The following is a 19,960-nucleotide window of genomic DNA, read 5'->3' on the forward strand; positions in this document are numbered from 1 at the left end:
TATGATCCTTTCCCGATATACCCTCAAGAACATCGCCGGTGAAGTGGCCCGAGTGCCGGATGAGGCGATCTTCGAACTGCCTGAAAAAGTATTGCAATTCGGAACCGGGGTGCTGCTGCGCGGCCTGCCCGATTACTTCATCGACAAGGCGAATCATAAGGGCATCTTCAATGGCCGCATCGTAGTTGTAAAATCCACTGCGCAGGGCGACACCAAAGACTTTGACCGGCAGGACGGCCTCTACACGCTTTGCATCCGCGGCGTGGAGAACGGTGAGAAGGTGGAAGCGCTCGAGGTGAATTCCTCTATCAGCCGTGTGCTCAGCGCCGTGGAGCAATGGGAGGAAATCCTGGAGTGTGCGCACAATGCTGATATGCAGGTGATCATCTCCAACACCACCGAGGTGGGCATCGAGCTGGTGCAGGATGATGTCCGCCATCATCCCCCGAAGTCGTATCCCGGCAAGCTGCTCGCTTTTCTTTACGAGCGTTACCGCGCCTTTGAAGGCAGCGCCAGCAGCGGTATGGTGATCGTTCCCACGGAGCTGATTCCCGACAACGGAACCAAGCTGCAGGCCATCGTGCTGGAGCTGGCCCACCTCAACGGGCTGGAGGATGCGTTCATCGAGTGGCTGGAAACGAATAACCGTTTCTGCAATTCACTCGTTGACCGCATTGTGCCCGGTCGCCCTGATGCCGATGATACCGCGCAGATCGAAGCTGCGCTTGGCTGCACCGACAAACTGCTTACCGTTTCCGAAGTGTACCGCCTCTGGGCCATCGAGGGCGACGAGCATGTGCGCTCGGTACTTTCGTTTGCGCAGGCCGACGAAGGCGTGGTGATCACGTCCGACATCGACGTGTACCGCGAATTGAAGCTTCGCCTGCTGAACGGCACGCATACCCTGAGCTGCGGTCTCGCCTACCTCGCCGGTTTTGAAACCGTGCGCGAAGCCATGGAAGACGAGCTCCTGTCGGGCTTTATCGCCGACCTGATGCAACAGGAGATCGCCCCTGCTATTCCTTATGCCTTACCCGCCGGCCAGGCGCTCGACTTCAGCCGCAAGGTGCTCGACCGTTTTGCCAATCCCTTCATCCGCCACAACTGGCTTGCTATTACGATGAACTACAGCTCCAAGCTGAAGCTCCGCTGCGTGCCCGTTCTGGTGGAACATTACCGCAAGCAGCAATCGGTACCCGGGCTGATGGCCCTGGGCTTTGCTGCATACCTCCGCTTTATGAAGGCGGTCGAATTAAAGGACGGTGCCTATTACGGTGAGTGGAACGGAACCAGCTACCTGATCCAGGACGACCAGGCTGCCACCTTCTTCCGCCGCTGGACGGGCCTTTCGCCCGCGGCGCTGGTGCGCGAGACGCTCCGCGATGACTACTGGGGCGCGTCGCTTCACGAGCTGCCTGGCTTTGCCGAAGCGGTGACCAACAAGCTGATTCAAATCTGCAACGGGGGCGCCCGTGAAACCCTCGAAGCGCAAATGACAAAAAAAGCGAACGTAGCATGAGTGCCCGTGTGTTGAAAGTGCATCGCGATGATAACGTGCTGGTAGCCCTGCAGGATCTTGCCAAGGGCGAGGTGGTGGAATTCAATGGCGCCACCTATCGCCTGGTGGATGATATCCCTGCCAAGCACAAGTTCTTTTTGCAGGATATGAACCAGGGTGATGCCGTGACCATGTATGGTGTGCTGGTGGGCAAGGCCCAGTATTTCATTCCTGCCGGGGCGCGTATGAGCACCGAAAACATCAGGCATGCCGCCGATCCCTACGACTTCCGCGGCGTGAAGTATGAATGGACGGCACCGGATGTTTCCAGATTCAAGGGGCGCACCTGGAATGGCTACCACCGCCCCGACGGGCGCGTGGGTACCGCCAACTACTGGCTGTTCATCCCCACCGTTTTTTGCGAGAACCGCAACCTCGATGTGATCCGCGAAGCCCTGCACAATGAACTGGGTTATGCGGTGACGGCTAAGTACAAGCAATACGCGCGTGCCTTGGTTGAAGCGTATGAAAAGGGAGAAGATATCGCAAATGCTTCCCCCCTTCCGTTTGGGAAGGGGCTGGGGGATGGGTCTGTTGCGGGCTCGCGTGTATTCCCCAACGTCGACGGCATCAAATTTCTCAATCACCAGGGCGGTTGCGGCGGCATCCGCCAGGATGCGGCCATCCTGAGTAAGTTGCTCGCGGCCTACGCCGATCATCCCAACGTAGGCGGTATCACCGTGCTGAGCCTCGGCTGCCAGAACCTGCAGACGAATGATTTTCTGCAGGACCTGAAAGAACGCAACCCCGCATTCAATAAGCCGCTGTTCGTATTTGAACAGCAGCAGTCGCAGAGCGAGGAAGACATGATCGCACAGGCGATCCGCAAGACCTTTGAAGGGCTCATCGAGATCAACAAGATTGAACGCGCACCTGCGACGCTCGACCAGCTCACAGTTGGGGTGAAGTGCGGCGGCTCTGACGGCTTCAGCGGCATCTCCGCGAACCCCGCTGTCGGTTACTGCTCCGACCTGCTGGTGGCGCTTGGTGCCAAGGTGCTGCTGGCCGAATTTCCCGAGCTGTGCGGCGTGGAGCAGGAGCTGGTAGACCGCTCCGTGAGCGAGCCCATCGCCCGCAAGTTCATGCACCTCATGAAGCGCTACGAAGAGATCGTAACCGCAGTTGGTTCGGGCTTTCACATGAACCCTTCTCCCGGGAATATTAAAGACGGCCTCATCACCGATGCCATCAAGAGCGCCGGCGCGGCCCGCAAAGGCGGCACTTCGCCGGTGGTGGATGTACTGGACTATACGGAGCCGGCAACCAAGCCTGGCCTGAGTCTCGTGTGCACACCCGGCAACGACGTGGAAGCAACAACCGGCAAGGCAGCATCGGGCGCTACGCTCATTCTCTTTACCACCGGTCTGGGCACGCCTACCGGCAACCCGGTTTGTCCCACCATCAAAGTAGCCACCAATTCAAAGCTGGCAAAGCGCATGGCCGATATCATTGATATCGACTGTGGTCCCGTCATAGCCGGCGAAAGAACCATCGAACAGATGGGCGAGGATATCCTCGAATACTGCATCCGGGCCGCAAGCGGCGAAGTGCTGCCGAAGGCCGTTTTACTCAACCAGGACGATTTTATCCCGTGGAAGCGCGGGGTGTCGTTATAACCACCAACACCATGAAGCATTTTCTCGACGAGAATTTCTTACTCCATAACAAGACGGCCGAACGGCTCTACCACGAGTTTGCGGCGCCGATGCCTATTATCGATTACCATTGCCACCTGCCGCCCGACCAGATCGCGGCCGACGGCAACTTCGCCAACCTCACCCAGGTGTGGCTTTATGGCGATCACTACAAGTGGCGCGCGATGCGCACCAACGGCATCAACGAAAGCTATTGCACCGGCGACAAGCCCGACTTCGAAAAGTTTCAGAAGTGGGCCGAGACCGTTCCCTACACGCTGCGCAACCCGCTGTACCACTGGACGCACCTCGAGCTGCAACGCTATTTCGGTGTTACCGAACTGCTCAACGCATCTTCGGCCGCCCGCATCTACGAGCATTGCTCTTCGCTGCTGCAAACGCCCGAATACTCGGTGCGCGGCCTCCTGCGCAAGATGAATGTAAAGGTGGTGTGCACCACCGATGATCCCATCGACTCGCTCGGGCACCACGCACGCATTGCGGACGATGGCTTCGAAACACGCATCCTGCCGGCCTTCCGTCCCGACAAGGCAATGAATGTCGACAGCGCCGTTGCTTTCAACGAATACCTCGGCAAGCTGGAGGCGGTGAGCAATACATCGATCTCTTCGTTTAACGATTACCTCGCGGCGCTCAAGTCGCGGCACGACTTCTTTGCCACGATGGGTTGCTCCGTTTCCGACCACGGCCTCGAGCAGATCTATGCCGAGCCCTGGAGCGAAAGCGAAGTACGCGGCCTCTTCAGCAAGATCCGCTCGGGCGGCGAGCTGACGCCGCATGAGAACAGCGTGTTCAAGTCGGCGATGCTCGAGATCTTCGCTACCTGGGACTGGGAGAAAGGCTGGGTACAGCAATACCACCTCGGCGCGCTCCGCAATAACAACGGCCGCATGATGCGCCAGCTTGGCCCGGATACGGGCTGGGACTCCATCGGCGACTTCCCGCAGGGACGCGCGCTGGCGACCTTCCTCGATCGCCTCGATGCGAAGGATCACCTCACAAAGACCATTCTTTACAACCTCAACCCGGCCGACAACGAGATGATGGCCACCATGATCGGCAACTTCAACGACGGTTCCGTCGCCGGCAAGATCCAGTACGGCTCGGGCTGGTGGTTCCTCGATCAGAAAGACGGCATGACGCGCCAGATCAACGCCCTGTCGAACATGGGCCTGCTGAGCCGCTTTGTGGGCATGCTCACCGACAGTCGCTCCTTCCTTTCGTACCCGCGCCACGAATATTTCCGCCGCCTCCTGTGCAATATGTTTGGTGAAGAGATCGAGAACGGCGAGCTGCCGGCCGATATCGAGTGGACCGGCCAGGTGATCCGCGACATTTGTTACAACAACGCCGCCCGCTATTTCAACTGGCAGGAGCAGGCTGCACCGGCAACGTTGCCGGTGGCAAACCAATGAATAGTCCGAAATTGAGCGCCATGAAAAAGGTTTTATGCTTCGGTGAACTGCTGCTGCGCCTCTCGCCCCGCCTCGGCGGCGCGTGGATCGCGGAAGAAAGCATGCCCGTGTTTGTGGGCGGCGCCGAGCTCAACGTGGCCCGCGCCCTCGCCCGCTGGCAACTGCCGGTGAGCTACTGCACCGCGCTGCCCGCGCACAACCTCGCCGACGAAGTGATCGGCTGGGTGGCGGCACAGGGCATCGACGTGGCACCGATCCACCGCTCCGGCGCGCGCATCGGCACCTACTACCTGCCGCAGGGCGCCGACATGAAGGCGGCAGGCGTGATCTACGACCGCGCTTATTCGTCGTTCTGGGAGCTCGCGCCCGGCGATATCGACTGGAACCAGGTGCTGGAGGGCGTGCATTGGTTTCACTTCAGTGCCATCTCGCCCGCGCTCAACGCGCAGGCGGCGGCGGTGTGCCTCGAGGCTGCCAAGGCGGCTTCGGAAAGAGGCATCACGGTGTCGGTAGACCTGAACTACCGCGCCCGGCTCTGGCAATACGGAAAGTCGCCCGCCGAAGTAATGCCGGAACTCGTAAAGTATTGCGACGTGGTGATGGGTAATGTGTGGGCCGAACAGCAGATGCTCGACATCCCCGTGCGCGCCGGTCTCCCGGATGATAAGGAGGCTTACATTGAGCAGTCAATGGCCTCATCCGCAGAAATACGGAAACGCTTTCCGAAATGCCGCCAGGTGGCCAACACCTTCCGCTTTGATGCGGGCGCCGGCGTGCGCTACTATGCCACGCTCGACGACGGGAAGCAATTCTATGTCGCCCCCGAGCAGTATGCCGCGGAGATCGTAGATAAGGTAGGCAGCGGCGATACGTTTATGGCCGGTCTTATCTGGGGCAACTGCAACTCGCTGCGGCCGCAGGAGCTCATCGACTTTGCCGCCGCGGCCGCTTTCAACAAATTGTTCATCACCGGCGACGCCACCACGGCTACGGTCGCCGATATCAAACGGTCCTTCGCTCAATATGCCTGATCAACAAACCGTACGCGCCGCCATCTTGGAACAGAAGCTGCTGCCGCTGTATTACCACGACAGCGCCGATACCAGCATCCAGGTGCTCGAAGCACTCTATGCAGGAGGCATCCGCTGCGTGGAATATACCAACCGCGGCGCCGCTGCCGCTGCCAACTTTAAGGCGATGCGCGCCGTTGCTACCGAAAGAATGCCGGGGCTGCTGCTCGGCATCGGCACGATCAAAAACGCACAGCAGGCGGAGCAATACCTGTCGCTCGGTGCCGATTTCATTATCTGTCCTTCGATGAACGCCGATGTGGCTTCGGTAACCAATGCCGCCGGCAGGCTCTGGATCCCGGGCTGTATGACGCCGACCGAGATCGCCGACGCGGAGAATGCGGGTGCGACACTCGTGAAGATCTTTCCCGGCAACATCCTCGGACCGGCATTCATCAGCGCTGTGCGCGACCTCTTCCCGGGCATGAAGTTCCTGGTGACCGGCGGCGTGGAGGCGGAGGCGAAGAATCTCGAAGGCTGGTTCCGCGCCGGCGTCAGCGGCGTAGGCATGGGCAGCAAGCTCATTTCGAAAGAACTCATGGAACGCGGCGACACGGAAAGTCTCAAAGCGGCCACCACCAGGACTTTGGAACTGGTGCGGCAAATACAATAAGAACTTTATCACGGGCTTATTACAGATACTGCCCGACAAACTTGCTACTATGATCGACGTACAACCTGCGCCCCCGCGCATTGAGCCCGTAAAGAGCGTCATGACAAAGTACCGCTGGACGATCTGCGCCCTGCTGTTCTTTTCCACCACTATCAACTACCTCGACCGGCAGGTGCTTTCACTGACCTGGAAGAAATACCTGGTGCCCGAGTTTCATTGGACCGACAGCGACTATGGCACCATCACCGCGCTGTTTTCTATTTTCTACGCCGTGTCGATGCTGCTGGCAGGACGCTTCGTAGACTGGATGGATACGAAGAAAGGCTTTCTCTGGGCCATCGGCATCTGGTCGGTAGGAGCGTGCATTCACGCACTGTGCGGCATTGCTGCCTCCGGTATGCTTACGGGCCATTGGCTCGTCGGTTTTGAAGGCGCTAAGGAAGCCCTTGCCGGCTTCGACAAAGCCGCAGTTATCACGTCTACCAGCGTGTCGCTGTTTATCGTAGCGCGCGTGGTACTCGCCCTGGGTGAAGCCGGCAATTTCCCGGCAGCCATCAAAGCCACCGCCGAGTATTTTCCGAAAAAAGACCGCGGCTTTGCCACCAGCCTGTTCAACGCAGGCGCCACGGTAGGTGCGCTGCTCGCGCCGCTCACCATTCCGTTTATCGCCAAAGCATGGGGCTGGGAGATGTCCTTCATCATTATCGGCGCACTTGGCTTCGTGTGGATGGGATTCTGGATGGTAATGTATCAAAAGCCCGAAGTACACCGCAAGGTGAGCAAGGCGGAGCTCGCCTATATCCAGCAGGACAATGCGCAGGTTGGTGCCGCGGCAAGCGCCGTTGCGCCCGTTCGCCGGATGTCGTTTGGCGAATGCTTTCGCTATAAACAAACATGGGCCTTTGCTTTCGGTAAGTTCATGACCGACGGTGTGTGGTGGTTCTATCTTTTCTGGACGCCTGCTTATCTCTCCGACATTTACAAGATGAGCGGCACGCAAACGTCCTTCCCGCTTTTCGTGCTTTACGCGATCACGCTGCTGTCGATCATCGGCGGATGGCTGCCGACCTATTTTGTTGACAAGAAAGGCATGAACCCCTACAACGGTCGTATGAAAGCGATGCTCATCTTTGCTTTCTTCCCGCTGCTGGCGCTGCTGGCGCAGCCCCTGGGCGACATCAGCTACTGGTTCCCGGTGATCATCATCGGCATTGCCGGCGCCGCGCACCAGTCCTGGTCGGCGAATATTTTCTCTACGGTTGGTGATATGTTCCCGAAGTCGGCGGTGGCCACGGTCACCGGCATCGGCGGCATGGCCGGCGGCATCGGGTCTTTCCTGATCAACAAAGGCTCGGGCCTGCTCTTTACGCATGCCGATCAAACGCAGATGATCTTCCTCGGCTTCCATGGCAAAGAGGCCGGCTACTTTATCATTTTCTCCATCTGCGCCGTAGCCTACCTGATCGGCTGGGTGGTGATGAAATCTCTGGTACCCGTCTATAAACCGATTGGCGAATAAACCTTCCCTACCTGATGTTGAAACCAATTTTATTCTCTGTCTCCCTCTTTGTTCTTACAGCGGTATCCGCGCAGCAGCAGGCAAAGAACGAAGCTTATTATGTGAAAGCCGCGCCTTTCAGGATGACGGTGCCGGTCGTGCCCGTCTTTTCGGCGAAACAATTCCTGGTCACCGCGTATGGCGCAAAGGGTGACGGGCAGCAGCTCAACACCGCGGCTTTTGCCAAAGCGATTACGGCCTGCGTTGCAGCCGGTGGCGGTCGCGTAGTAGTGCCCGCGGGTCTGTGGCTTACCGGTCCCATCGAGCTGAAGAGCGGTGTGAACCTCGTTGTGGAGCGCGGCGCGATCGTGCAGTTTACAGCCGACCGCACCCAGTACCCGCTCGAAAAGATCGGCGGCTCGTCGTCCCTCCAGGTACGTCCGCCCATCTTTGCTTACAAGGCGAAAAACGTCGGTATTACCGGCGAAGGCATCCTCGACGGTGCCGGTGAAAACTGGCGCCCGGTGAAAAAAGATAAAGTGACGGCGAGTCAGTGGAGCGCGTTCACAAAGAGCGGTGTCGTGAGCCCCGACGGAAAAGTGTGGTGGCCTTCGGCGGAAGCCATGAACGGCGAGAACTACCTCAGGACCGTGAAGAAGGAAGGGGCAACACCGGAAGACTACAAGCCCGCCCGCGACTTCCTGCGGCCGCATCTGGTGCAGCTGAGCAACTGCGAGAACATCCTGGTGGAAGGCGTTACCATCCGCAACTCCCCCAAGTTTGTCTTCTATCCAACGAACTCCGCGAATCTGACCATGCGCAACGTCACCATCTTCAACGAGGAGTGGGCACAGAACGGCGATGGTATCGATATCAGTGCCTGCAGAAACGTGCTCCTTTACAAATGCACGGTGTCGGCCGGCGACGACGGCATCTGCATGAAGTCGAGCTCTTCTCCGGGACAGGCCGCGCCGCGCCTGGAGAACGTGGTGATCGCGGGCTGCACGGTGTACCGGGCCCACGGCGGCTTCGTGATCGGCTCCAATACCGATGGCGGCATGAATAACATCTTCGTGAAGGATTGCAATTTCATCGGCACCGATATCGGCGTTCGCGTGAAGAGCAATGCCGGCCGCGGCGGGCTCGTGCACAATATCTATGTGCAGGACGTATTCATGTCCGACATTCAGAAAGAGGCCATCTCCTTTGATACGTATTACGAAGACGTGGTTGCCGGCAAGGAAGCAAAAGACGTGAAGACGACCGCCACCGACAAGGTGCCCGACTTCCGCGACTTTTACATCAGCAACGTTTTTTGCCGCGGCGCGAAAACCGCCGTCGCCATTACCGGCCTGCCTTATGCACCGGTGCAGAAGATCAATTTCAATAACGTGGTCATCGCCGCCAGCAAGGGCTATGTGGCGAAAGACGCGAAGGATATTGTATTCAAAAACAGTAAGGTCATCCTTCCCGGTGGTCGTGCCCGCGACCTGCCGGATGCCGTTGCTTCCACGAATGCCGACCCCTTCGCAGGCCTGGCGATGAAGCCGCACGCCTCGGTGAACCGCACCGAGTTTGAGCTGCAGTACGCCGCCAACAAAGAACTCTGGGACAAAGCCATTGAGTTTCTGCGCAGCACGAAGCTGTCGGAGCTTGCACCCGGGAAATATCCTATCGCCGGCGACAGTGTGTTTGCCAGCGTGACGCTCGGTCCCGACAAGGCCTTCGAGGCCACCAAGTGGGAAGCGCACCGCAAATACATCGACCTGCAATACATCATCTCCGGCAAGGAGAAAATGGGCGTGGCCCCGCTGTCGGAGGCAAAGGAAACGATGGCTTACAATGAGACCAAAGATGTGGCCAACTACGAGGCCGAAGGCGCGTTTCATGTTGCCGACCCGACGCAGTTTTTCCTTTTCTTCCCGCAGGATGTGCATCGTCCCAATATCAAGGTAGAAGAGGGCGACGTGCGCAAGATCGTGATCAAGATCCGGGCAGCGCCCGCGCCCTGAGGAACGTTATTGTTTTTCCGGAATAATTCTGAATGCCCCTCCGGGGGCATTTTGTTTGCCCTTCTTATTTTTAAGGTATGGCGGAAAAAATCTCCTGGGGCATAATCGGCTGTGGCGATGTTACCGAAGTCAAGAGCGGGCCGGCATTCAACCGGGTGCCGCAGTCGCGCCTTTATGCAGTGATGCGTCGTAATGGGGCAAAGGCTGCGGATTACGCCGCGCGGCATGGCGTACCAAAGTGGTACGACGATGCGGCGGCGCTGATCAGCGACCCGGAGGTGAATGCGGTTTATATCGCCACACCGCCTTCGTCGCACGCGGCCTATACGCTGCAGGCCCTCGCGGCCGGCAAGCCGGTGTATGTTGAAAAGCCGATGGCGCTCGATGCGGGCACGGCGCAATTGATGGCAACCGCCGCGCAGGAGGCAGGGCTGCCGCTTTGCGTAGCGCATTACCGGCGCGCACAACCGCTTTTTCAAAAGATCAAAAGCCTGCTCGAGGAGGACGCCATCGGCCGCCCCCGCAACGTGCGCCTTGAATTGTTCGAACCTGCCGGTGCCGGGCTCGTAGCGCGCACAGAGCAGCCCTGGCGCCTCGATCCTGCCATTTCCGGCGGCGGGCTTTTTTACGACCTCGCGCCCCACGCGCTCGACCTGCTGTTGTATTTCTTCGGGACACCCGTTAGTGCTACCGGCGCTTCCTGGAATGCCGCCGGTCAGTACGCTGCCGACGATACAACGGCGGGCATCATCCGCTTTGAAGGCAATGTGCTTTTCGAAGGCAGCTGGTGCTTCGCCCATACCCTGAAGCGCGACGTCTGCACGATCTACGGCTCGGAAGGCAGCCTGCGTTTTTCGGTTTTTGAAAACCGCCCGGTCCTTCTGGACCGCGAGGGCACACAGGCCGAATACCGCTTCGAGCCGCTCGCGCATGTGCAGGAGCCGATGATTGCAGCGGTGACGCAACACTTCCTGGGGCTCGGTCCCAACCCCTCACCGGCACAGAACGGCGTGGCCGTGCAGGAACTGATGGAAAGTTTTACAAGAAAAGCGGGGCGCTGAACGGCTTGGCGACTGGCCCCGGGGTAAATTTTACGAAGCTGATATTCAATGCGTTGCGCTCATGTTTACGTTCTTGGTTGTCGTAGGAGGCCGGTAAGATGGTGTTTGCCGCGGCCTGCTGCCCGCACTATTTTTGTTCCTGACAAAGCGATCCGGCCCCTCTTCGGGGTGGAAAGTGAAAATCGATCGATCCCGATTGCCTGCTGTGTGCGCGGTTGACTTGCTCATCATTCAAAAACACAAAAACCGCAATTATGAAAAAGCACTTCAGCAACACCCTGACCCGCAACCTGCGCCAGCGCGCGCTCGTTCTCACTGTATGCGCCACTTTGTTTGGCGGACTTACCGCTAATGCCGCCGGCCCCATCGAAGACAAGCCCGCCGTTCGGGTGCAGGGCAGCGCTGCCATCAATGGCCAGCCCGTATTCCAGGTAACACTCAACGACGAGCAGCACCAGGGTTTCGCCCTTCGTATCACCGACGAAGCCGGCAACCTGCTCTATTCCGAGCAGATCCGCGCCGGAGCATATTCCAAGCGTTTTCAGCTTGCCATGGTTCAATCCGAAGATATCCGCCTGTACGTGGAGCTGGTTCCGCGCAGCGGGCAAAAGGCCGAGAGCTACCTGGTGGAAGGCAATGCCGCCGCCGTGCAGCAACTCGTGGTGTCGCGCAACTGATTCCTGAGGCCGTTGCTATACCCGATTTCTACGGGCGCCGATCTACGGAGGCGCCCGTTTTTGTTGTGGGTACTACCTCGTTCACCGCGCCCGGGATCACCACTTCCACCCGGCAGCCGTGCGGGAGCGCCTGCCCGATGCGGAAACTGCCGCCGAGGCTTTCGGCACGGGTGCGCATGTTGGTGATGCCGATGCCATCTACCTTGCCGGGACGGTAGCCCTGACCGTTGTCGGAAAGATCCAGCAGGAGGCTGCCGTCTTCCCTGAGGCGGAGCGACAGGTCGGCCTCACTGGCGCCGGAATGCTTCAGGATGTTGTTGAGCGCTTCCTGGATGATCCGGTAAATGGCCAGGTGCACTTCGCGGCGCACTCCTGCCACGGGCACGGCCGTGCATTCGTTGCGGATGGTGAGCTTTCCCGTGAGGTTGATCGATTGCACCAGTTCGGCCACCGAATCGCACAGGCTGATCTTGCCCAGCGTAGGCGCCGAAAGGCGCTTGGAGAGCGCCCGGATCTCGTTGATGCATTGCTGCAGGTAAAGCGTCGAGCGCTGCAGTACGGCTTTCGGGTCGCCGATCCCGTCGAGCACCATTTCGTTGTGCAGCTTGACGGTGGTGAGCACCTGGTTGATATTATCGTGCAGCTCGAGCCCGATAGCTGAGCGCTCGCTTTCCTGTGCGGCGATCACGGCTTCCATCACCAGCTGCTGGCGGCGGGCCGTTTCCAGCTCCAGGGCCTGCTGCTGCTCGCGGATATGCTGGTTGAGCGCCGTTACCTCGGCGAGGTTGCGCTGGTTGCGGCGGTTGTTTCGGGCGATGACCCACATCAGCAGGCCGGCAAGCACAATGCCGCCGCCCAGGAGCACCAGGTAGATGGTATTGCGGCGTCGGTCTTGTTCCAGCAGGGTCACCTGCAGCTGGAGCTCTTTTTCGCGGAGCCGCCGCAGCAGGTCGGCGCCCAGTTGGCGGCGCTGCACATTTTCGAGCGAGTCGCTCAGTCGCTTGTATTGCTTGAAGTAGCGCAGCTCCCCGGACACATCATTCTGGTAGCGGGAATGAGTGGCCATCAGTCCATACCATTCCTTGTCCACTACAGGATTGGGAAGTGTATCGAGGTCGGCGCGGAGGGCAGCCATTTCGCGATCCATTTCGGCATAACGCCGGCTGCGTGCATAGAGGGTAGCCAGGTCGAGGCGCACGTCCTGGGCAAAGAACACTTCGTAGCCCGGGCGCGCATTGAGGGCGATGCCCTCGCGCAGCAGGGGCTCGGCTGCGGCCAGGTCGTTGCGCGCCAGGAATACCTTGGCTTTGTTGGCAACGATCACCCCGCGGATCTTATCCATGCTCCGCTGCCCCAGCGAGTCGCGGTGCGCCTCGGCATAAGTGAGCGCCCGGTCGAACCAGAACAGGGCCGTGTCGAGGCGGCGGAGGTGCAGGTTGCTGAGACCGATATTGCTCAGGATCTCCTGCTGCTGCAGGGCCCGCGCGGTGGTTTGGTCGGCACATTGCTCCTGGCCGTTGAAAGCCTCGCGGAAATAGCGCGCCGACTGCTCATACTGCTGTTGCTTGTACAGCAGCATCGCCACGTTGTAGGTGTATACGCTGCGCTCGCAAAGCGGCAGGCGCTCGTCGGAAACGCGCTTGGCGCGGAAATACAGCTCATTCACCCGGTCGTATTGCCCGGTGCGGTAGGCGAGATCGCCGGCGAAAAGCAGCAGGCCGAGGTAGGTGCGCGGGTAGCGGTGCTGTGCTTTTTCCGTACGGAAGTTCAGCAGGGCCGAATCGATGGAGCGCAGGGCCGCGGCATAGTCACGGGTATGGTAAAAATGGTGGATGGCCATGGCGTCGAAGCGGCGCGTGCGACTCAGGGGCGTGGGCGGGCCGGCGAGGCGCTGCAGGGAGTCGATGTCGGCATACATACGCGGCCCGGGGCCTTTGTCTTCTTCAAATTTGATCCAGGAAGGCCGGAGGGCGAGATCCCACCAGGCCTGTTCGGATTGTTCGTCGGTAAACCGTTGCCGCTTGCCGCAGCCATAGAATAGCGGTTGGGCGCAAAGGAGCAGGAGGAAGATCGGAAAATGGAAAAGTCGTTTCACGGGTTGGTTGCGGTTCAAAGATATTGATAAATAACCGCGGGTTATTATATGATGTCCGCCGTCCAAAGCAGCCTGATGCCGCTAGCCGATCCGGATCAGGAAATCGAAGAGGTTCATTTCCGTGGCAAGACCGAGCTTCTTGCGCAGGCGGTAGCGGCTGATCTCCACGCCACGCACCGAAATGTTCATGAGCTGGGCCACCTCCTTCGAGCTCAGGTTCATCCGCAGGTAGGCACAGAGCTTCAGCTCGTTGGGTGTCAGCGTCGGGTATTCTTTTTTGATGACGGTGAGGAAGTTGCCGTGCACCTGGTCGAAATGCTGGGCGAAGTTGTCCCAGTCGTCGTCCACCTTTTCCTCTTCATGCAGGATGCGGATCACTTTCTTGAAGTCGTCGGTGGCTACCTCGGTGTCGAGCTTTTTACGGATGCGCGCCAGTTCGTCCTTAAGGCGGCCCAGCATCTCGCCCTTCTGCACCAGGTGCATCGCCGTGGAGGCAAGCTGCGTGTTTTTGTGCGCGATCTCGGCCTCGAGCTTTTCGTTCTGCAGGCGGATGATCTCTTTCTCGTTCTTTTCCAGCTCCAGTTGGTGCAGGTACTGCAGGCGGCGCTGCTCTTCCTCGTGGCGCTGTTGCTGGAGGTGGAATTTGCGGCGCTGGTAACGCACCATCAGCAACACAACGATGCCGAAGAGCAGGCTATATACACACCAGGCCCACCAGCTGCGGTACCACGGCGGCAGCACGGTAAAGCTGTAGCTGCGCAGCGCCGACTCCTGCCCGAGGCTGTTGCGCGCCTTTACCTCAAACACATAGTTGCCCGCTGGCAGGTAGGGATATTCCTTGTCTACCCGCTTCGACCACGAAGACCATTCCCTGTCGAGCCCGCGCAGGCGATACGAATACACGATATTATCCAGGTCGGCGTAGCCGGCGGAGGCGAATTCGAAATGGAGCGTGTTGGTATGGTTGGCCACCTGCACATCGCTGCCGCCGGTTGCGGGGCCGAAGCCGCCGAAGAGCAGCGTATCGTGGCGGCCCGTGCTCCGTACGGTGCGGAGCGACACTTCGAGCCGGCGGTGCTGCTGCAGGTACTTGCGCAGGTTGACATGGAAAAAGCCGCGCTCGGCGCCCACCAGCACATTGGACGCATCGATCGGGTAGATGTGCTCGAAGCCGTTCACCAGCTTTTCCGCCAGCTCGGGCAGGTAAATGAGCTGCTGCCGCTCCCCGCCGGTGAGCACGCCCACCATCTTGTCGTGCACGAACCAGATATTGCCGTCCCCGTCTTCCTTCATGAGGCGGATATTGGGAATGTTGAGCAGCTTGTCGAAATAGGCAGAGGGCACAAAACGGTCGCGCGCCGCGTCGTATTCGAAAACACCGTTCTCGGTGGTGGCCACAATTCGGTTGCGCACCTTGAAGATATAGTTGTTGTTGACCGACAGCAGCCCGTCGCCGCTGGCGTAGCGCCGGATCTGCGGGTGCATGCCGCCGTCGAAGCGCACGCGGTAGATGCCTTTGTAGGGATGGGCCACCCAGATGGTGCGGTCGTTGTTGTCGATGGAAATAAAGCGCGCCGACTCGAAGGGTGCCGTCTCGTTGCCCAGCGTGAAGGAGGCGCCGCCATAGTGCAGCAGGCGGATGCCGCTGTAGGTGCCGGCCACCACCAGCTCGGAGGGCAGCACGTTGGCGTAGGGGTAAAAGCCCCAGAATCCTGTGCCGCCGGCAAGCGGGCGGGCGCTGCCGCCCAGCACCTCGAAGGCGCCCTCGTGGTGACCCATCAGCAGTCGGCCGTTCACCTCCGAAAGGTTCCACACCTGGCCCTGCGCGTTAGCCACGGGCCGGAAGCCGCCCCGGGCGTAGCTGATATCTCGGCTGCCGTCGAGGGGCGCCTCGTACAGGCCATTGGAGGTTCCGATGTATAGTTTGCCCCCGAACACCATCGATGTGTAGCCCGAGCCTTCATTCTGCGACGAGGGATAGATATGCCGCACGGGGCTGTCGTAGGTGATGAAGTCGATGCCGTTGTCGAGCCCGAGCCACAGGTTGCGGTCGCGGTCGAAGAAAGCGGATAGGATATTATTGTTCTGCAGACCCTCGCGGCGGGTAAAGCTTTGGGTGACGTTGCCCTGGCGGTTGATGATATAGCAGCCGTCGAGGGTGGTGCCCAGGAGGTAATGGTCGGCGTCGGCGCGGGCGGCTGTATATATAAGGCGTCCGGCGATGGCCTTGAGGTCGGGTGTTTCGAAAGGGACAAGGCGCCCGCCGGTAATCAGGAAAGCCCCGTGCCGGAAGGAGGTCATCAGCATTGTATCGCGGCCGAAGGGGAGGAGGCCGGTCACCAGCAGGTCGTGCGGGTAGGCGGCGCCGGGCAACAAGGGCTCCCAGAGCCCGTTGCGGAAGCGGAGCAGGCCGCGGGGATTGTCCTGCACCAGCAACTGCCCGTTGCATTCGTCCATAAAGCGCCAGTCGGTACTGTGGGAAACCGTTACCTGGTCGCCCGTAAACTGGAAGATCCTGCCGGAGGTGCGGAAAAAGAGGCTGTTGCCGAAGGAGATGATGTTCCAGACGTCGGCAAAGGAGCGGTCGGCGGCCGGGATGCGGTCTTTCAGCGAGTGAAAGCGAAGGGCGCCATTGGCTTCCGGGGCGAAATAACCCAGCTCGTCCTGCCCGCCCACGTAAATCCGGCCGTTGCTGCCGATGGCCACCGAGCGTACGATGGTCTTGTTTGGGAGGGGGTAGGTCTTCCAGTAGGCGCCGTCGTAGGTAAGTAGGCCATCGTTGTTGGCGAAGTACAGGATGCCGCCGGTGTCCTGCCGGATCATCCAGCTTTGGGTGCCGGCGCGGTAGGTGCTCTTGCCGTAATTCCGGACTTCGGGCAGTCCAATCGTAGACTGTCCGGCCCCGGCCTGGGTCAGCAAAAGAAGGAGCAGGATAAGGGTGCCTGGTCTCATGAGCAATCGGTCAGTGAATATAGTATTTTTTGGTTGATGTAGTGGTGAAGGGGCGAAAATGCCCTGATTTCAGCGAAAGCAGCGGGTGTGATGTAGTGGTGATGTAGTGCCTGATGAGGGGATCGGGTGCCGGAAAGTATACTTTTACCTCGTGGTCCTGGTACCGGTCCGGCCACCACGAATTGCTTCTTAAACACACTAACAAAACGCTTGTGTATGAAATTCAGAATTGCATTGCTATGTACGCTGCTGAGTGCCTATGGCTCACGGGCGGACGCCCAGGAGCTCACGGTCACCGGGCGGGTGACCAACAACAATGAGCCGGTTTCCGGCGCTACCGTCACTGTAAAAGGAACAAAAACTGCCACCACCACGGATGCCAGGGGTAATTACACCATCAGTGTTCCGCGCCCGGGCGCTGTGATTTCCGTCACCCATGTGGGCATGGAGCCCCAGGAGCAAACCATCAGCGCCGCCGGCACCCATAACTATAACCTGACCGGGCTGACCGGAAGCATGAACGAGGTGGTCGTGGTAGGCTATGGCCAGCAACGCAAGGCGGTCACCACCGGCTCCATTTCCTCGGTAAAGGCCGACCAGCTACAGAACGTTTCCAATGTACGCGTTGAGCAGACCCTCCAGGGCCGTGTGTCGGGTGTTACCGTGCTACCCACCTCGGGTCAGCCGGGCGCGGGCCTTTCGGTGCGCATCCGCGGTACGGGCTCTAACCGTGGCTCCGATCCTATATATATAGTAGACGGTGTCCGGATGGGTGGCCTCGAGTCTATCGACCCCTCCGACATCCAGTCGGTCGACATCCTCAAGGATGCGGCTTCGGCAGCCATCTATGGCGCGGAGGCCGGCAACGGGGTAATCCTGATCACCACCAAGGCAGGCAAGAACAACGCCCGTCCTGTGATCTCTTACACCGGCCAGTACACCCAGCAGTCGCTGAAGCCCGGCTTTATCAAGATGATGGACGCCCAGCAGTATGCCCAGTACCTCAACGAGGCCGGGGTGGCAGGTGCGCCCAGTATGATCGACGTGGCCGGCATGGGTGCCGGCACCAACTGGCTCGACGAAGTGCTTCGCCGGGCTCCCCAGCAGCACCACTCCCTGTCTGTCTCCGGCGCAAACGACCGGGGCAACTACTACGTCAGCGGCAACATCTTCAGCGCCGATGGTATCGTCGGCGGCGCCAACTCTTTCTTCAAGCGCTACACCGCCCGCTTCAACGGCGACTATAAGGTGAAAGAGTGGATGAACATGGGCGTGCGCTTTACCTACATCAACCACCAGCGCTCCGCTATCTCGGAAAACAACGAGTTCGGCTCCATCCTTTCGAGTGCCCTGGTGATGGATCCCACCACGCCGGTGACCTACAATGACCCGAATAACTACCCGGCGCACGTGCAGGGCTACTTCGACCCCTCCTTCGTTACCGCCAACGGTACGCCCGTAAGCTCGCTGCTGCTCTATGATGCGCAGGGCCGCCTTTACGGCCTGTCGAATTACCTTAAAGGCGAGTATGCCAACCCGGTAGCCCGTATCGAAAACCAGCATGGAAAGAACACCCAGAACAAGATCCAGGGTTCTGCCTATATCGAGCTGATGCCCATCAATGGTCTTAAGTTCACCTCGCGCTTCGGTATCGACAATGCCTTCCAGAACGGCCACGGCTGGAACCCCCGTTACTGGTTCTCGAGTGAAAGCCTGGCAGAGAAATCCGGCGGCTACGATTATTACGACAACTGGAACTACTGGCAGCTGGAAAACTTCGCCACCTACAACCGCCGTGTTGGCGGGCACAATTTCACGGTGCTGGCCGGCGCCTCGCAGCAGAAGTGGCATGAATACCACATGGGTGGATCTTACACAGGACTGTTCCGCGAGGAGGAGCGCTTCTCTTACGGTTCCTTCAATGGTACCGTGAACAACGCCTCCATCGGAAGCGGTATCACGGATTACACACTGGCGTCCTTTTTTGGTCGCCTGAACTACGAGTTCGAGAACAAATACCTGTTCATGGCTTCGGTGCGTCGCGACGGAACTTCGAAGGCTGCGCCGGGCAAAGAATGGAAGACTTATCCGGGTGTGTCTGCCGGCTGGGTCTTTTCCAACGAGAACTTCCTCACCGGCCGCGTCAAGAATATCCTGAACTACGGTAAGCTGCGCGCTTCCTGGGGTCAGGTGGGCTCCGTCTCCTCGCTTGGCGTCGGCGAATGGATGAATAAGGTGGTTCCTTCGGGCTTCTATTACGACCCGAACAATACCGCCCTGCAGGGAGCCGCTCCCGGCTCGCTGCCCAACCCCGAGCTCACCTGGGAAACCAGCGAGCAGTTAAATGTGGGTATGGACCTTTCGTTTCTCAACAATCGCCTTACCCTGACGGTAGACCGTTACAAGAAGACCACCAAGGATCTCCTTACCGGCGGCACCGTTCCCCTGTACGTAGGTAACTTCATCTCTACTGTAAACGCCGGTAACGTGGTGAACAAGGGATGGGATGTGGACCTGAATTTCCGCCAGCCGGCCCGCAAGTCGCGCGGCTTCAGCTGGTCGGTCGGAGGCAACTTCAGCACCGTTGACAACAAGGTGACCTACCTCGATCCGAACTCCCCGATCATCAACGGCGCCGGCATCGGCACCGGCTGGACGGCCTCGGCCATACAGGTAGGCTACCCGATCTGGTACTTCCAGGGCTACAAAACCGACGGCATATTCCAGAACCAGGCCCAGGTAACCGAGTACCTCGCCAAGAACCACATCACGGGTTATACCCCCAAGCCGGGTGAGCCTGTTGTTGTAGACGTGAACGGCGACGGGCAGATCAACTCGAGCGATATGACCTATATCGGGTCGCCCCACGCCAAGTTTATCTTCGGCCTCAACACGCACCTCGAGTTCAAGGGCTTCGACCTGAACGTGCTGGCCCAGGGCCAGACCGGCAACCAGGTGCTCATGGGCTTTAACCGCACCGACCGCCCCACTGCCAACAAGCCGGCCTTCTTCTTCAACAACCGCTGGACCGGTGAAGGCAGTACCAACACCTGGTTTGCCGCCAACACTTCGAACGACAAGATCTACAACAGCGACCTGATGGTTTTCGATGGCGACTTTATGCGCATCCGCCAGCTGCAGTTGGGGTATACGTTCAACCCCTCGCTGCTGCGCCGCGCCGGCATGAGCAGCGCCCGGATATACGTGTCGCTCGACGACTACTTCACCTTTACCAAGTACCCGGGTGTTGACCCCGAAGTTGGCAACAACGGTGGTGCCTCAATTGGTATCGATCGTGGCGGCTACCCCATCCCGCGCAAAGCAACAGTCGGCGTAAATCTTTCCTTCTAACCT

12 protein-coding genes are annotated in these 19,960 nt (G+C 59.3%); 10 read left to right on the forward strand and 2 right to left on the reverse strand.

Features of this window, described 5'->3' with window-relative positions:
* Position 1 precedes the first annotated feature (1 nt).
* From EPD60_RS09495 to EPD60_RS09535, 9 genes are all read left to right on the forward strand, one after another.
* Entirely contained in the window at positions 2 to 1,519 is a 1,518-nt protein-coding gene (locus EPD60_RS09495; protein ID WP_131449151.1) for a tagaturonate reductase, read from the forward strand.
* A complete protein-coding gene (locus EPD60_RS09500; protein WP_131449153.1) occupies positions 1,516 to 3,174 on the forward strand; it encodes a UxaA family hydrolase in 1,659 nt (552 codons plus the stop codon). The genes EPD60_RS09495 and EPD60_RS09500 overlap by 4 nt, the downstream gene beginning before the upstream one ends.
* Before the next feature lie 11 nt (positions 3,175 to 3,185).
* Positions 3,186 to 4,628, forward strand: a complete 1,443-nt coding sequence (gene uxaC / locus EPD60_RS09505; RefSeq protein ID WP_131449155.1) for a glucuronate isomerase — start codon at positions 3,186 to 3,188, stop codon at positions 4,626 to 4,628.
* 20 nt (positions 4,629 to 4,648) lie between these two features.
* Positions 4,649 to 5,659, forward strand: coding sequence for a sugar kinase (locus EPD60_RS09510; protein WP_131449157.1), 1,011 nt, complete (start codon positions 4,649 to 4,651; stop codon positions 5,657 to 5,659).
* A complete protein-coding gene (locus EPD60_RS09515; protein WP_131449159.1) occupies positions 5,652 to 6,311 on the forward strand; it encodes a bifunctional 4-hydroxy-2-oxoglutarate aldolase/2-dehydro-3-deoxy-phosphogluconate aldolase in 660 nt (219 codons plus the stop codon). The genes EPD60_RS09510 and EPD60_RS09515 overlap by 8 nt, the downstream gene beginning before the upstream one ends.
* A 49-nt stretch (positions 6,312 to 6,360) precedes the next feature.
* Complete coding sequence (locus EPD60_RS09520) at positions 6,361 to 7,830, forward strand: MFS transporter (RefSeq protein ID WP_207896590.1); 1,470 nt, start codon at positions 6,361 to 6,363, stop codon at positions 7,828 to 7,830.
* 14 nt (positions 7,831 to 7,844) lie between these two features.
* On the forward strand, positions 7,845 to 9,821 hold the full coding sequence (locus EPD60_RS09525; protein ID WP_131449161.1) for a YhcH/YjgK/YiaL family protein: 1,977 nt from the start codon (positions 7,845 to 7,847) through the stop codon (positions 9,819 to 9,821).
* 77 nt (positions 9,822 to 9,898) lie between these two features.
* Positions 9,899 to 10,882 (forward strand): Gfo/Idh/MocA family protein, encoded by a 984-nt coding sequence (locus EPD60_RS09530; RefSeq protein WP_131449163.1) that lies wholly within the window; start codon positions 9,899 to 9,901, stop codon positions 10,880 to 10,882.
* A gap of 254 nt (positions 10,883 to 11,136) precedes the next feature.
* Positions 11,137 to 11,559 (forward strand): hypothetical protein, encoded by a 423-nt coding sequence (locus EPD60_RS09535; protein ID WP_131449165.1) that lies wholly within the window; start codon positions 11,137 to 11,139, stop codon positions 11,557 to 11,559.
* Positions 11,560 to 11,587: 28 nt separating this feature from the next.
* On the opposite strand, the gene EPD60_RS09540 is transcribed toward EPD60_RS09535, so the two are convergent.
* Together EPD60_RS09540 and EPD60_RS09545 are read right to left on the reverse strand one after the other, a co-directional pair.
* Positions 11,588 to 13,654 (reverse strand): tetratricopeptide repeat-containing sensor histidine kinase, encoded by a 2,067-nt coding sequence (locus EPD60_RS09540; RefSeq protein WP_131449167.1) that lies wholly within the window; start codon positions 13,652 to 13,654, stop codon positions 11,588 to 11,590.
* A gap of 81 nt (positions 13,655 to 13,735) precedes the next feature.
* A complete protein-coding gene (locus EPD60_RS09545) occupies positions 13,736 to 16,606 on the reverse strand; it encodes a triple tyrosine motif-containing protein (RefSeq protein ID WP_131449169.1) in 2,871 nt (956 codons plus the stop codon).
* A 216-nt stretch (positions 16,607 to 16,822) separates the two neighbouring features.
* Between EPD60_RS09545 and EPD60_RS09550 the strand changes: the two genes are divergently transcribed.
* Positions 16,823 to 19,957: a SusC/RagA family TonB-linked outer membrane protein gene (locus EPD60_RS09550; RefSeq protein WP_131449171.1), complete on the forward strand. Its 3,135-nt coding sequence runs from the start codon at positions 16,823 to 16,825 to the stop codon at positions 19,955 to 19,957.
* Positions 19,958 to 19,960: the final 3 nt, after the last annotated feature.

The sequence above is a fragment of the Flaviaestuariibacter flavus genome (assembly GCF_004337505.1).
Taxonomy (GTDB): Bacteria; Bacteroidota; Bacteroidia; order Chitinophagales; family Chitinophagaceae; genus Flavisolibacter; species Flavisolibacter flavus.

What these genes read in the sequence shown, in the direction of transcription:
- EPD60_RS09495 (WP_131449151.1), top strand. Translation starts at nt 2, where the DNA reads ATGATCCTTTCCCGATATACCCTCAAGAACATCGCCGGTGAAGTGGCC.
- EPD60_RS09500 (WP_131449153.1), top strand. Translation starts at nt 1,516, where the DNA reads ATGAGTGCCCGTGTGTTGAAAGTGCATCGCGATGATAACGTGCTGGTA.
- uxaC (WP_131449155.1), top strand. Translation starts at nt 3,186, where the DNA reads ATGAAGCATTTTCTCGACGAGAATTTCTTACTCCATAACAAGACGGCC.
- EPD60_RS09510 (WP_131449157.1), top strand. Translation starts at nt 4,649, where the DNA reads ATGAAAAAGGTTTTATGCTTCGGTGAACTGCTGCTGCGCCTCTCGCCC.
- EPD60_RS09515 (WP_131449159.1), top strand. Translation starts at nt 5,652, where the DNA reads ATGCCTGATCAACAAACCGTACGCGCCGCCATCTTGGAACAGAAGCTG.
- EPD60_RS09520 (WP_207896590.1), top strand. Translation starts at nt 6,361, where the DNA reads ATGATCGACGTACAACCTGCGCCCCCGCGCATTGAGCCCGTAAAGAGC.
- EPD60_RS09525 (WP_131449161.1), top strand. Translation starts at nt 7,845, where the DNA reads ATGTTGAAACCAATTTTATTCTCTGTCTCCCTCTTTGTTCTTACAGCG.
- EPD60_RS09530 (WP_131449163.1), top strand. Translation starts at nt 9,899, where the DNA reads ATGGCGGAAAAAATCTCCTGGGGCATAATCGGCTGTGGCGATGTTACC.
- EPD60_RS09535 (WP_131449165.1), top strand. Translation starts at nt 11,137, where the DNA reads ATGAAAAAGCACTTCAGCAACACCCTGACCCGCAACCTGCGCCAGCGC.
- EPD60_RS09545 (WP_131449169.1), bottom strand. Translation starts at nt 16,606, where the DNA reads ATGAGACCAGGCACCCTTATCCTGCTCCTTCTTTTGCTGACCCAGGCC.
- EPD60_RS09550 (WP_131449171.1), top strand. Translation starts at nt 16,823, where the DNA reads ATGAAATTCAGAATTGCATTGCTATGTACGCTGCTGAGTGCCTATGGC.